Origin of the sequence: Paraprevotella xylaniphila YIT 11841 (assembly GCF_000205165.1) — a bacterium.
Lineage (GTDB): Bacteria > Bacteroidota > Bacteroidia > Bacteroidales > Bacteroidaceae > Paraprevotella > Paraprevotella xylaniphila.
The window spans coordinates 271,100-284,784 of the sequence record NZ_GL883837.1; the positions used below are offsets into that span (position 1 = coordinate 271,100).

9 protein-coding genes, 1 tRNA gene and 1 pseudogene are annotated in these 13,685 nt (G+C 51.2%); 3 read left to right on the forward strand and 8 right to left on the reverse strand.

The window, feature by feature from the left end:
* Window positions 1-21: 21 nt before the first annotated feature.
* The 8 genes from HMPREF9442_RS06690 to HMPREF9442_RS06725 all read right to left on the reverse strand — a co-directional run bounded on the left by HMPREF9442_RS06690 (window position 22) and on the right by HMPREF9442_RS06725 (window position 9,978).
* Window positions 22-2,463: a glycoside hydrolase family 31 protein gene (locus HMPREF9442_RS06690; protein WP_008626694.1), complete on the reverse strand. Its 2,442-nt coding sequence runs from the start codon at window positions 2,461-2,463 to the stop codon at window positions 22-24.
* A gap of 262 nt (window positions 2,464-2,725) precedes the next feature.
* Window positions 2,726-4,060 (reverse strand): glycoside hydrolase family 43 protein, encoded by a 1,335-nt coding sequence (locus HMPREF9442_RS06695; protein ID WP_008626706.1) that lies wholly within the window; start codon window positions 4,058-4,060, stop codon window positions 2,726-2,728.
* A gap of 51 nt (window positions 4,061-4,111) precedes the next feature.
* Window positions 4,112-5,251: an esterase gene (locus tag HMPREF9442_RS06700; RefSeq protein ID WP_008626708.1), complete on the reverse strand. Its 1,140-nt coding sequence runs from the start codon at window positions 5,249-5,251 to the stop codon at window positions 4,112-4,114.
* A 4-nt stretch (window positions 5,252-5,255) separates the two neighbouring features.
* Window positions 5,256-7,205, reverse strand: coding sequence for a glycoside hydrolase family 97 protein (locus HMPREF9442_RS06705; protein WP_008626710.1), 1,950 nt, complete (start codon window positions 7,203-7,205; stop codon window positions 5,256-5,258).
* Between the two features lie 242 nt (window positions 7,206-7,447).
* Window positions 7,448-7,834, reverse strand: coding sequence for a hypothetical protein (locus HMPREF9442_RS16200; protein ID WP_147639889.1), 387 nt, complete (start codon window positions 7,832-7,834; stop codon window positions 7,448-7,450).
* Between the two features lie 91 nt (window positions 7,835-7,925).
* Window positions 7,926-8,600, reverse strand: coding sequence for an RluA family pseudouridine synthase (locus tag HMPREF9442_RS06715; protein ID WP_008626714.1), 675 nt, complete (start codon window positions 8,598-8,600; stop codon window positions 7,926-7,928).
* 5 nt (window positions 8,601-8,605) lie between these two features.
* The gene (gene fabG / locus HMPREF9442_RS06720; RefSeq protein WP_008626716.1) at window positions 8,606-9,352 is read right to left on the reverse strand and encodes a 3-oxoacyl-[acyl-carrier-protein] reductase; all 747 of its coding nucleotides are present in this window, start codon (window positions 9,350-9,352) and stop codon (window positions 8,606-8,608) included.
* Window positions 9,353-9,390: 38 nt separating this feature from the next.
* A complete protein-coding gene (locus HMPREF9442_RS06725) occupies window positions 9,391-9,978 on the reverse strand; it encodes a TetR/AcrR family transcriptional regulator (RefSeq protein ID WP_008626717.1) in 588 nt (195 codons plus the stop codon).
* A gap of 132 nt (window positions 9,979-10,110) precedes the next feature.
* On the opposite strand from HMPREF9442_RS06725, the pseudogene HMPREF9442_RS06730 reads away from it, so the two are divergent.
* The 3 genes and pseudogenes from HMPREF9442_RS06730 to HMPREF9442_RS06740 all read left to right on the forward strand — a co-directional run bounded on the left by HMPREF9442_RS06730 (window position 10,111) and on the right by HMPREF9442_RS06740 (window position 13,621).
* Window positions 10,111-10,430, forward strand: a pseudogene (locus tag HMPREF9442_RS06730) (TIGR04076 family protein).
* Window positions 10,431-10,572: 142 nt separating this feature from the next.
* Window positions 10,573-10,645, forward strand: a tRNA-Met gene (locus HMPREF9442_RS06735).
* Between the two features lie 90 nt (window positions 10,646-10,735).
* A complete protein-coding gene (locus tag HMPREF9442_RS06740) occupies window positions 10,736-13,621 on the forward strand; it encodes a family 43 glycosylhydrolase (protein ID WP_040602724.1) in 2,886 nt (961 codons plus the stop codon).
* Window positions 13,622-13,685 lie beyond the last annotated feature (64 nt).

The following is a 13,685-nucleotide window of genomic DNA, read 5'->3' on the forward strand; positions in this document are numbered from 1 at the left end:
CACACGACAAAGGACACCTTATCAAAATTTCACCGAAACTTTCTTTCCATTATAAGACACGGCCTTTTGCCGCCCGTCGGGAAGCAACACCGTAAACTTACGGGATTGCAACATGCCTTTGTATTCGCCTTTGCGTGCTCCCAGAGTCAGACGACGCGAGGAATCATCCCAGGCCATGGGAATCTCTGTATAAGCTCCTTTCTCGTAATTGTAATTGTCGAACTCGTCCTCGTAAAGCACAAAACTGCCGTCAGCACCCGGGTAAACACGGAGAGTCAGGTTATCCCACGGCTTCTCCGTGGCATATTGCACGTCGGGTCCGAGAGGCACGATACTACCTGCTTTAATATATAAAGGTATGATGTCGAGCGTCGTGGCACGTGTCACGGTGCGCCCTCCCTCCATTTTCTCATTTGTCCAAAAGTCATACCATGCAGTCCCTGCCGGAAGATAGACCTCTGCGGACTTCTGTTGCATGAAATCCACGTGTACCCTTTCATCAGCCTTCCCCGCATTGTCGCGGTTCCAACCGCTTTCCTCGTCCACTTTCACCACTTTTTCGGGAGTGTACTGAGCCTCAAGTACGGGTGCCACGAGGAAAGCCTTGCCGAACATATACTCATCATTCATATTCCACACCTTTTTGTCTCTCGGGAAGTCCATGACCAAAGCGCGCATGAACGTAGATTGCCGGTGCGTGACCTCCCAAGACGTAGAATAAATGTAAGGCAACAACGAGTAACGCAAACGAATCATCTTCTCAATGGCATCGTACACGGGTTCGCCCTTCTTTCCGAACTGGTATATTTCACGGGGTGTATCCGCTCCGTGGGAACGCATCATCGGAGTAAAGGCACCAAATTGCAGCCAACGCACGTACAACTCCTGATAAAGAGGATTCTTAGGAGCCGTCCCGTCGTTCCAACTCTTATTATATTGCCCGGCAAAGAAACCACCGATGTCGTTGTTCCAATGGGGCATGCCGCAAAGCGAGAAATTCAAGCCGGCCGGCACCTGTTTACGCAAGGTCTCCCATGATGAGCCCACGTCGCCGCTCCACACATTAGCCCCGTAACGCTGCTGCCCCAAAAAGCCCGAACGGGTCAGGATGAACACGCGTTTGTCCGACGACACGGCACGCTGATGGTCGTACACTCCACCAACGGACATGAGCGGATAGGCATTACGTACTTTCCGGAAAGACCCCATATAGGTCTTCGTGTCCATATCTTCGGGCTTGAAATCCAGATGATCCGGTTCGGTAGAATCCATCCACCATGCATCCATGCCAAGCTTGAAGATTCCCTCGTTCAGGTATTTCCAATAGATGTCACGGGCTTCGGGAGAATAAGCGTCATACACCCGCACACCGGAAGGATATTCCATATTAGGCGGCCAACTTTCCGTCCCTGATGCAGGCCATGTCCGGAAATCGTACAGCAAGCCTTTATCAGCCAACTCCCGGTAAGGCTTTGTAGCCGGACCGAACGATGACCAGATGGAAATCGCCATGTGCGCGTTCATCGCATGCACGTCATCTATCATTTTCCGGGGATTATTGAATTGAGGGTTCTGAAAGTCCATGGCATTCCACAAATAGTTGTGTCCCCAATATTGCCAGTCTTGTATGATGCCATCGAGAGGCACGCCTAATTCACGGTATTTGCGCACGACTCCCACGGTTTCCCCTTGGCTCTTATAACGCTCCTTGCTCTGCCAGTAGCCATAAGTCCAAAGTGGGAGCATCGGCACTTCACCTGTAAGATGCCGCACCTGCGCCACTACGCCGTCGGCATCCCCGCCGTACATGAAATAATAGTCCATGCAATCACCCACCTCCGAACGGAAAGATGTTTCCGAGGCATTGTCGGTAAAGAGCGTAGGTGAATAATTGTCCCAGAAAAGCCCGTATCCTTTGGTAGACTGGATGAAAGGGCTGACATCCTCCACGTTGCCCTGCACAAGATTCTTCACTTGCCCTCTTTGCGACATCTTCCCGTTCTGCAACTGTCCTAAGCCGTAAATGGCCTCGTCAGTCTCCAATTTGAAAGCCTGGTATACATTATAAGTCGCATCACCGGCATCGTCAAAAGGAGTGAAGGGTTTCTCCGCCGGCTTCTCGGCAAGCAAGTGCCTGCCATCGGCTGTCTCATAGGAAAGCGCACCGGTGGACGTGTCCAAGCTCACTTGGAGTTCCTTGGTACCCATCACGATGGCACCGTCCTTGGTGCCGACTTTGAAACCCACCTTTTCGGGCAAAGCCACCACCGACAGGCTTTCTTTCTTGAAACTCTCGCCATGGGGCGACTTGACCACTCTCACCATAGAGGGCGTAAAAAACTGTACCTCCACATCCACGGCATCCACTGTGGCTTTAATACCGTAATCAGTACGTTGGTAATCCTGCGCAGTCACGAAGGCCACACAAGATAGCCCGCAAAAAAGCAAAACTGTCCTTTTCATCTTGTCTATTGTTTTATAGTTTCACGATGCAAAATTATATTCCGACCCATGTTCCCAAGCCATCCTCCCGTTGAAATTCATGATAACCATGTTGAATCCTTCACCGACATGTTACATCAGGAAAACCTATGTTACATGGCAACAAACGAACAACGGGAAAAAATAGTCTTTTACAAAAAAAGCACACGGGAAACCGACTTTGGAAAAGTTCACCTATCCGGCCTCCCGTGCGCATTTACTTTCTTTTTTATCGTTTACGACTTCAGCCGAAACGCCAATAATCCCAATTCATAAGGTTCTTTCCGGCACCGCCCTTAAAGAGGAATACCAAGTCATGTACGCCTTTAGCTCCCTTCACGCGGCATTCCATTTCTTTATACGCCTGCATGCCTCCGGTGGCTTTCACCTCCAACGTTCCCACCAACGGCCCGTCGACACTGTCCAAATGTATTTCGACGGTACAACCTTGTTCCGAAGCGATGCAAGCACGGAAACGTTTGGCACCACGCTTCCCGAAGTCCACCCCACGTACAATCAACGAGTCGCCATCGTCCACCGCCGTCACATAAATGCCGCCGCCCGGCATCTTCTCCGTCTTCAGGCCGTAGCCCCAAGCCATCGTCTCGGCTTCCACACGGCGGTATGGGTTGAAAAGTTCAACCTGTTCCACTTTCACATCCTTGAAATAAGGCACTTCCTGAATCGTGCCGTCTGCATTATAATGCATTTCAGCCACAGATACGGAACGGCGTTCGTGATGTTCCTCCATTTCCAGACGCAAGAGGTCGTAATTCTGTCCGAACACATAAGTCTTCCCCTTGTAGTCCACAATGCCCGGATGGTTACCGCGCGTGCGTTCGGTAGGACGCATGATGTATCCTTTCACGTCCCACGGACCGGTGGGCGAATCACTCATGGCATAACCGATTCCTTCGGGACAGCAGGTGGAAGCAAAGGCCAAGTAATAATGGCCGTCGCGCTTGTAAAACCATGGCCCTTCCTGGTAAGTCTTCAATTTGCCGATTTTCACGATATCGCCCGAGGTAGAAATCATATCTTCGTTGAGCTTCACGTAATAAAGATTGGGGTTACCCCAATACATGTAAGCCTGACCGTCATCGTCGATATATACTGTGGGGTCGATGTCGTCCCAATGCTCCTTTTGCCATACCAACGGCTTGCCGATAGGGTCTTTAAAAGGCCCGTAAGGCGAGTCAGATACCAACACGCCGATGCCATTGCCGTGAAGCGGACAGTACATGTAGAACTTGCCGTTACGTTCGACGACCTGCAAAGCCCATGCTCCATTGTCACGCTTACGCCATGTGAAGTCCTTTAATGAAGCAACGGCACCATGATCTGTCCAATTCACCATGTCGGTAGAAGTATAAAGCTGCCAGTCCAACATTTTGAATCCATATCCCTGTGCATCGTCCTCGTCATGGGATGTATAAAGAAATACGGTGTCGTTATGCAACATTGGCGCGGGGTCGGCCGTGTACTTGGTCTGGATAATGGGATCTTGTGCGTAAAGCACAGTTTGCCCTGCACATGCCAACAATGCGGCGAGGGCAGAAGTCATAAGTGAATGTTTCATTTTACCAATCTATTATTTAAAAGTTATTATTTTACAGTCAAAAAAACATCTTCAGGATTCGGGCGACCGGAAGAAAAGTCTCAACGTTTCAGCCAAGTAGGCACGGGCGTTCATCCATGTATGTCCCCCGTCCGTGATACGCGTCCGGCAGGAAATACCTTTCTCCCGAAAATAATCAAGGTGCCTCATCACATCGGCATAGAGGAAATCCCCGCGCCCGACACCGAACCATTTCACCCGGTAGAGGGAATCCATACGTGCGGGATCCTCCATAAGCCGCCCGAAATTACGGTCCATCACCTGCGGAGTAAGATAGGCACTATAAGAAGCCACATGGGCGAACAATTCAGGATGGGAAAAGGCTGCAAACAGAGCCTGCCCGCCGCCACGCGAGAACCCGCCGACCGCACGGGACTCACGCGAAAGTTCCGTACGGAACTCCGACTCCACATAGGGTATCACGGCTTCCGTCAGTTCGCGGGCAAAGGTGGCATACATTTCGGCAGCCTCAGGCGATGAGGGCATAGGCGTACCGTGGGACGGCATATAACCGTACGGCATGACCACGAGCATCGGCTCGGCCTCCCCCCTGGCGATGAGATTGTCCAAAATGGCATCCACGCGCCCCACCTTGTACCAGGTTTCCTCCGTATCGGTCGTGCCGCTCACGAGATAAAGCACGGGATAACGCCGACCGGCCTCCCGGTCATAGCCCGGAGGGGTATACACCAACATCGTACGGTCGGTCTGCAAGACCTCGGAATAATAACTGCAATAGCGTACCTGTCCCCTCGGAACATCTTTATGGCGTGCATAGAGGGCTGCCGTGTCCGGCATCTCCAACAAGCTGGCCTTGAAACGTTCGTTGGGAAAGGCCAGGGGGTTGCTCGGGTCGGAAACCTCCACCCCGTCGATGCGGAACGAATAAGGATAAATGTCGGGGCGGCCTATCTTTACCGTCACGCTCCACACCCCGTCAGTTCCTTTCCGCATCGGGCATGTACCGTCCATAAACTGCCCCGAAAGCTCCACCCGTGAAGCAGAAGGGGCACTGACCGAAAAAGTCACTTCCCCTCCGGTACCCACACGGGGCGACACGACCGGGTTGTTCCACGGATTCCCTTGTGCCCTCGCCAAGGCCGGCCAACCTAAGGCGAAGCATAAAACCATCATGCTCAAGAACGTCATCATTCTTCTACCGATTTACCATCATCAGACCTCCGTTGCACGGAATCGTTACTTTCACGGTCTGTTTCTTCCCTAACTTCACCGACTTCACTTCGCCCTGCAACTTATTGTCATCGGCATATACCTGCAATTCCGTACCGGAAGCCCACATCGGCAGGCTGATTTCCGTCTTCAGCGTTTCCTGCTGCGCGTTCACTCCCGCCACATACCATTTATCGCCGTGACGACGCGCCAGAATGACGTATTTCCCGGGGTAACCATCGATGAAACGGACATCATCCCACGTCGTAGGCACTTGCTTCATGAAATCTATCGCCCAAGCCGGAGCGTCCGTCAGATTGTTGGGGGCGAGGGCAAAATGTTGCACGGGCGACTGGAACAATACGGCCGTAGCCAACGCATAGACATCGGACGTCACCCGGCGGCTGCCGCGCGGTTCATTCTTCGCATTGTAATACTTGTTCAGCGCACTGCCACCGAAATCCATACTGCCCACCGTATTCCGGATGAAAGGATGCAGGCTGGCATTGAAAGCCTCGGCATCGCAACTTTTCTGCGAGAAGTTCAGGTTCTCACTGGCCAATACAGCCTCACTGGCCACGAAATTGGGATACATCCGCTCCCAACCGCGCGGAAGGGTGCAACCGTGGTAAATCACCATCAAACCGTAATCGTTGGCATCTGCCAAGATATCCTCATACAGTTGCATGGTCTGTTGCTTGTCGCTTCCGATAAAGTCTACCTTGATACCCCGGATGCCGGTTTCCTTCATCCATTTCATCTCCCGGCGGCGGACTATCATGTTGTCCATGCGGCCACGCGGCCCTTGGGGCGCATCGTTCCAATAACCGTTGGAATTGTACCACAAATACAGGCCGACCCCCTTGCCTGCCGCGTAACGGGCCAGTTCTGCCGTCCGTTCGTATCCCACGCGCGAATCCCACCATGCATCCACGAGCACGCTCTCGTAACCCATGTCCGCCGCAAAATCCACATAACGCTTCTGTTCGTCATAGTTCATGCTGTTGTCGCCTGCGATAATCCAACTCCACGTGCCACGACCGTAGACATACCGGCGCGAAGGCTCATAGAGAGGCTCTACCACGTCGTATGGTATGGTGGTCTCCACAATCGGTGCCAACGTCTGCCCCACGGTAACCGTGCGCCAAGGCGTTTCGCCCGGCAAGGCGATACCGGGGCAGGCCGTCCCGTTACCGTTATATTCCCCCTCCTGAGGAAAACCGATGGTGTAAAGGCCGCCGTCCTTTCCCATCAAGCGGCTTGCGCAATAACGGCTGTCCACTCCTGTCTCGGAAATCAGCACCCAGCCCTTATTCCCCGTACGGAACAGGCAGGGAAACGTGTAACCGTTACCCCAACCGTTCTTTCCCATCTCACCGTCTGCGGTGTACGATGTCTCGTAACTCGGGCTGGTTCGCGCAAATCCTCCCATCGGCCCGGCCTGCGGACAGAGGAATGTCGTGGTACCCTGAGGAAGCACGAAGCCCGTCGTCTCCTCCTTGACCACACAGCACAAGGTATTCCCCTGTGGATACATCTTATATTTAAAGGCCACATCATGGTCGGACACATGGAACACGACATCGAAAATGTGCTTGCCGTCCTTATAAAAAGGGCAAACCGCTTTCGTGGCCTGTACGTCTACCTTGCTGCGTTTTATAGTAGGCAATTCATAGTGGCCGGACACCGGCGAGGAAGAAAAAGAAGATTCCTGCAAGGTCATCCCTTGTGAGAAATCACCGATATTCGTCAACAATCCCAAAGGAGATTGTTCCAAGAACACGGTCTCACCGCAAACGACACGGTAAGTAGGGCGGCCACCGTCATCGGCCACCGTCACCTGCAACTTTTTATCAGGACTTGAAAACTGTATGGTGGCCGCATCTGCCACCCCAAACGCACAAAACGCACATGCAAGCAAGAAGTATTTCTTCATGGATTATTGATTAATTATTTGATTGTTCCTGCCGCAAAATTACGAATAAAAACAAGATTTCTCTTTCGCCTATGTTACATTTATTTTGTTTTTTGTATCATTTTCAAGGCATACAGCCTGAATCCGGCCAAAAAAACGAAAAATCCGGCATTACGGACAGCCGCACAAGCCAACACTTACGTGCGGACAGGATGTCAGGAAAAGAAATGAAAATGCCGGCAAAAAGACAGCAACCGCCTCTTTTACACCATAGCCCCAAAAACGGAAACTCCTGCCATGAGAAGCCAAACGTTAACAAAAAGCCATGTAAAAAGGACATCTTTTGCTTCCATGCGGCATTTCCCGGAATCGCTTTCAGCCGAATGAAAAATCATTCGGCTGAAAGCGATTTTCCAATGTCCGCAGAACTTGCGAGCAACCTGTACCAAAAGACGGAAAAACGACTTCTTACCGTGGAGAAGAGATGCCGAAAAACCTGTTTTTCCACGTAAATGGAAGCCCGACAGCCTCAAAAAAAGAAAAACAAAACGACAGCGGAAACGCCCGACGGAAAGACATATAAAAAAGCCATGCGGAAAACATGGCATATCCTCTATCGAAAAGAAAGCTCCAAAAACAAAAGGCAGCATTCTGTCAGATTCCCAACGCACGAGAATCCATTATTCGCGACCGCACCCGTCCCGGCCTGCAAATACGCCATTCCCCTCGGCCCGGAAATGACTATTTGTCATTTTGGAAGCTATGCCACAAATTGCCCTCGGGCACGGGTGCCTCCACGTCTATCTCTTGCTTGGATACGGGGTGGACGAAACGCACACGGCGGGCATGCAGGCAAATGCTCCCGTCGGGGTTGCTGCGCGGCGCACCGTACTTCAGGTCTCCCTTGATCGGGCAACCCATCTTGGCCAACTGGCAGCGGATTTGATGGTGGCGACCGGTTTTGAGGTCTATTTCCAAAAGGAAATAACGTTCCGAACGTCCGATAAGCTTATAGTCGAGGATGGCTTTCTTCGCCCCGGGCTTTTCCTTGTCGTAAGCATACGACTTGTTCTGCTTCTCGTTACGCACCAACCAATGCACCAGTTCCCCTTCTTCCGCAGGCGGACAATTCCCCACAATGGCCCAATACGTCTTGTGCACTTCTTTCGTACGGAACATTTCGTTGAGTCGGGCCAAAGCCTTGCCGGTACGGGCAAAGACCACCAGTCCGCTCACGGGACGGTCCAAACGGTGCACCACGCCGAGGAACACGTTCCCCGGCTTGTGGTACTTCTGTTTGATGTATTCCTTCACCATCTCCGCCAAAGGCTTGTCGCCGGTCTTGTCGCCCTGCACAATCTCCGAACTGCTTTTGTCGACGATGATGAGGTGGTTGTCTTCGTAGACTACGTCCATACGGATTACATGTTCATGCCACCGTCAATCTGGATAACCTGTCCCGACACGTAAGAAGACAGGTCGGAAGCCAAGAAAAGTGCCACGTTGGCCACGTCTTCCGGCGTGCCGCCACGACGCAAAGGTATCTTCTTGCACCATTCCGCACGCACGTCGTCCGGCAATGCTGCCGTCATGGCCGTCTCGATAAAGCCCGGTGCTATGGCATTGGCACGGATACCTTTGGCTCCCATCTCCTGAGCTATGGACTTGGCCAAAGCTATCATACCGGCCTTGGAAGCCGAATAGTTGCACTGCCCGGCATTGCCGTGCACGCCCACCACGGAAGCCATATTGATGATGGAACCGCCCTTTTGGCGCATCATAATAGGCGTACAAGCGTGGATGAAGTTGAAAGCCGACTTCAGATTGACGGCAATCACTGCGTCCCACTGCGCCTCCGTCATACGCAACATCAAGCCGTCCTTGGTGATACCGGCATTGTTTACCAGAATATCTATCGAGCCGAAATCCTCTTTCACCTGCTTCACCACTTCTTCCGTCTGTGCAAAATCAGCCGCATTGGAAGCGTAGCCTTTGGCCTTCACGCCGAAAGCGGCGATTTCTGCCTCGGTAGCCTGCCCGTTTTCATCAATTACCAAATCCGTAAAAGCCACGTTCGCGCCTTCGGCGGCAAACTTCAGGGCTATGGCCTTACCGATACCGCGGGCGGCACCCGTCACCAAAGCCGTCTTTCCTGTCAATAATCCCATAATCTTTTTTATTATTTAATGGTTAAATATATTATCTGTCAACGTTCACCCCGCAATGCGCGGTGTATCAATGTCTTCACCATGCGGCGCGTTTCCGCCTTGTTCAGTCCCTCTCCCAAGCGGCCGTAGATGTAAGGCACCTCCAACCCCTTCACACAATAGTGCATCACGTCGGCCACCAACGCCACATTCTCTATGGAAAACTCACCCGAGGCGACTCCTTCCTTCAGCACCCCGATGAAAAACTCCGTTTCCTTTTGGTCGAAATGTTTCCTCACCTTCTCCACCATCCAGATATTACGGAAGAATTCGGCACGCAAATTACCGTTGCGCAACACGACCTCTTTAATGGAATGCAAATGGACATAAATGATTTCCACCAGTTTTTCCTCCAAATCCGTCCTTTTATTGGCCACTTCCGACAACTGGGCCGAAAGATGCTCCAACTCCGTTTCTATCACGGCAAAATAAATGTCTTCCTTATTCTTGAAATAAGTGTAAAGCGTACGGCGTCCTTTGCCCGAGGCTACGGCAATATCGTTCATCGTCGTATTCTCCAGCCCTTGCTTGGCAAACAGCCCTCGCGCCACATCCACCAATCGTGTCCTTGTCTTCGAAACAGCCATAACTGTTACAAATGTAAGCGAAATCCGGCAAGCAGGCAATATTTCCCCCTTAATTTTCGTTTCAGTCCGGCAAAAAAGCCTGCCATTGTTATCCGAAACGGGTAAGCCCGGCTCAAATTAACACAGACTTTATTGCCGCCATACCGGCTTTTCCGTAATTTTGCATACGGCGCAGCAGGACTGCCCCATGCCCGATGCTCCGCAAAGGACAGGTATTTTATGCCGACTATGCCAAACCCGACGGATTTTGCGACGAGGCTTGGAAAGCGATTTACCAATATGTATTTGCGTTGGCCCACGGCGCAACGAAAGAGCCGTTCTACTACGGCGATTGGATAAGCAAAGCAGGCATTGCCATCTGCAGTTGCAACGACGGTCTCCGGCCGGCCATCTTCAAACAGGAAGCCACCAACGAAGAAAGCCCAATAAACTATATCCTTGTACAAGACTAATGGTAGCCTACCACCGCTGCAAGACAAGGAATACCCTACAAGAAATACCGGCTACATTCGCCTTTTTACAAAAATAATCCGTGATTTGTTTGGCCATTCTGTGGAAAAGCACTACCTTTGCACACAGAAACAAGAAACACATCGCGGAGTGGAGCAGTTGGTAGCTCGCCAGGCTCATAACCTGGAGGTCGTTCGTTCGAGTCGAGCCTCCGCAACTTAATACAAACGCAATTAACTTCAGGAAAGTTAGTTGCGTTTTGTGTTTTAAAACCATTTTAACTATAACCATTAGCCTGATTAAAGTCATGAAAAAAGTATTCTGCTCCCTATTGAAAAGTTTGGTGCTCACTGTTACGCTATCCCACTCCTTGCCTTCACATGGGCAAGAGGAGCCTCTCCGGATTCCCGTGACTACGGAAGATGCGAAAAACAAATATTCCACAATAAACATGCAACGCACCAGTGCGCACGACCCTTCCATCGCTTATGATGAGGGGAGCAGGCTGTATTACGTCTTCGGTTCACACATGGCCACTGCCAAAACCCGGGATTTGCAGAACTGGACCGGGGTGTCCTTTCCTTGGGGCATGGTGAATACAGACGGGACAATCACGTCCGACGTAGCTCCGGCAGACGCTTTCCACACCCACCAAACGCGGAAAATCACCATCCACGGCGAAACGGTGGATTTCGGTAATTTCGATGCCGCAGCCTGGAACTGCGCCCTTCCCGGTACCGGTACCAATGGAGAAGAAACGCCATGGACCGTAGACGGCAACATGTGGGCTCCGGACATTATTTACAATCCCGTGTTGGGGAAATGGTGCCAATACCTCAGCCTGAACGGTCCGCAATGGAATTCTTGTATCATCCTGCTCACGGCCGACCGCATAGAAGGGCCTTACGTCTACCAAGGTCCTGTTGTATTCAGCGGATTCCGCAGCGACACGGACGAACGCATCTCCTTCCACAAGACCGATCTGGAATTAGTCATCGGAAAGCAATCGAGCCTCCCTGCACGGTATAAACAGGAAAAATGGGGAGATTATTGGCCGCACGCCATAGACCCTTGCGTGTTCTACGATGAAGACGGGACGTTATGGATGTCGTACGGCTCTTGGTCGGGTGGCATCTATATCCTGCAATTAGATCCGAATACCGGTCTGCGGGACTACAACGTCACTTATACGGGGGACTTCGATACGAAAGGGGCTAACGTGACATCCGACCCGTACTTCGGAAAGAAAATCGCAGGCGGTCGTTATGTATCGGGCGAAGGTTCTTATATCGAACATATCGGCGACCACTATTACTTGTTCATGAGCTATGGCGGGCTTGAACCTAACGGCGGATACGAGATGCGCGTATTCCGTTCGTCTCGTCCGGACGGCCCGTACAAGGACATGAACGGGACCGATGCCATCTTCACAAGTTGGAAACTTAATTACGGTCCCAATGCAGACACCCGGGGTGAAAAGCTATTGGGAGCCTACAACCATTGGGGATTTATGAATGTCGGTGAACGTGCACAAGGACATAATTCCGTGCTTGCCGCAGAGGAGGGACGCACTTACTTGGTTTACCATACCAAATTCAACGACGGAACGGCGGGACATCAGGTTCGTGTGCACCAACTGTTCCTGAACCGTTCTGGTTGGCCCGTAGCCGCTCCGTTCGAGTTCCACGGAGAAACGACAGGCGACCGTCAGATTGCCTCTTCCCAACTGTTCGACGCTAAAGAGGTGGCAGGCCGCTACCACGTCCTCGTCCATCCCTACGGGCAAAACCATGCCGCCTACGAAGAGGCCGTACCCACAGAAATCCAACTCCGCGAAGACGGGAAGGTAGAAGGGGCACACAGCGGAAGTTGGAAGATATATGACGGCAATTCATACATCACCTTGAACTTGGACGGTACGGTTTACGAAGGAGTCGTAACGGAGCAACAAATGGAACCGACCACTATCAAAGCCGTCTGTTTCACTGCATGTGGCGACAATGGCACAAATCTATGGGGATACCGGATGGGAGATGCATACGCCTTGGCTTATACACTCAATACAACCACCATTCCGGTCAAGGACAACCAATACATCTCGCGCAACATGGACTTGTATGGACTGGAGAAGGAAATCAATGTCAACGCCAAATGGGAGTCCGACACTCCGGACGTGGTTTCCCATACCGGACGATACAACCCGGCCGGCCTGACGGAAGACATCCCCGTGCAATTATCCTGCGAACTGTCCTGCGGTGACTACTTTTGGACTGACACGTTCCACGTGAAAGCCCGCAAGGAATCTCTGCCCGACGGTAATTGGCTTGGTGGCATAAAAGCATATTATGATTTCGACCAAGAGCCTTTCGTCAATGCATACGACCACGTACAAACAGCCAAGCGCTTGTCGCAAGGCGGCAACAACAAACCGTCGTTGGAAAAGGACAGTCTGCGCAACGGCAGCATCCTGCACCAATATTTCGGCGCAAGCGGCTATTGCAGCTACACACAAATGCCCAATCCGCTAAGGAATGAGCGTTTGGAAGGTATGACCGTATCTTTATGGGTGAAACGTACTGACGACATTCCATGGGACGCAATATGGTCTTTCTACAATCCTGCGGTTAACACCAGGCTATATCTTACAGGTAATTCCTACGTAGGCTTTAACAATGGCAAAGACTGGTTCGACATCAACCATCCTGGTAGTATTATCTCCGAACGTATTCCTGTCGGTAAATGGTGTCTCGTCACGATAACCATTTCACGTAGCCAAGGGTGTACCATATACGTCAACGGAAGTAAGATACGTGACGTTGAATACATCGGAAACTGTAATGGCATCAATATTACAGACACAAAAGACTTTGATTATAATCGGGTCATAGACTTTATTCAATCATGCCCTAATTTCTATTTAGGCTACGGCTCTTTTTGGGGTTCCGTAGACGTAAGGATGGATGACCTTATCCTATACAATCGGGCTTTGGAAGCAACGGATGTCAGAGCCTTGAACACGATGAGCAACAGAGTAACAGATTTCTCTATCGGAGAAGGCGGCTTGTCTGTCAAACCTGTCCATCTTCACGGGAACAGAACCATGAAATCTATATACGATTTATCCGGATGCCCTGTAAAAGAGGTAAAAAAAGGTATCTACATTATTGAAGGCCAGAAAGTCATATACCCATAGAAGCCAAGAATAACATACAACTTATTTCATATACCAATCTGACAATTCAGAAGCCCCCGGGAAT

Coding starts and splice junctions, on each gene's coding strand:
- HMPREF9442_RS06690 (WP_008626694.1), bottom strand. CDS start 2,463: ATGAAAAGGACAGTTTTGCTTTTTTGCGGGCTATCTTGTGTGGCCTTC.
- HMPREF9442_RS06695 (WP_008626706.1), bottom strand. CDS start 4,060: ATGAAACATTCACTTATGACTTCTGCCCTCGCCGCATTGTTGGCATGT.
- HMPREF9442_RS06700 (WP_008626708.1), bottom strand. CDS start 5,251: ATGATGACGTTCTTGAGCATGATGGTTTTATGCTTCGCCTTAGGTTGG.
- HMPREF9442_RS06705 (WP_008626710.1), bottom strand. CDS start 7,205: ATGAAGAAATACTTCTTGCTTGCATGTGCGTTTTGTGCGTTTGGGGTG.
- HMPREF9442_RS16200 (WP_147639889.1), bottom strand. CDS start 7,834: ATGCTGCCTTTTGTTTTTGGAGCTTTCTTTTCGATAGAGGATATGCCA.
- HMPREF9442_RS06715 (WP_008626714.1), bottom strand. CDS start 8,600: ATGGACGTAGTCTACGAAGACAACCACCTCATCATCGTCGACAAAAGC.
- fabG (WP_008626716.1), bottom strand. CDS start 9,352: ATGGGATTATTGACAGGAAAGACGGCTTTGGTGACGGGTGCCGCCCGC.
- HMPREF9442_RS06725 (WP_008626717.1), bottom strand. CDS start 9,978: ATGGCTGTTTCGAAGACAAGGACACGATTGGTGGATGTGGCGCGAGGG.
- HMPREF9442_RS06740 (WP_040602724.1), top strand. CDS start 10,736: ATGAAAAAAGTATTCTGCTCCCTATTGAAAAGTTTGGTGCTCACTGTT.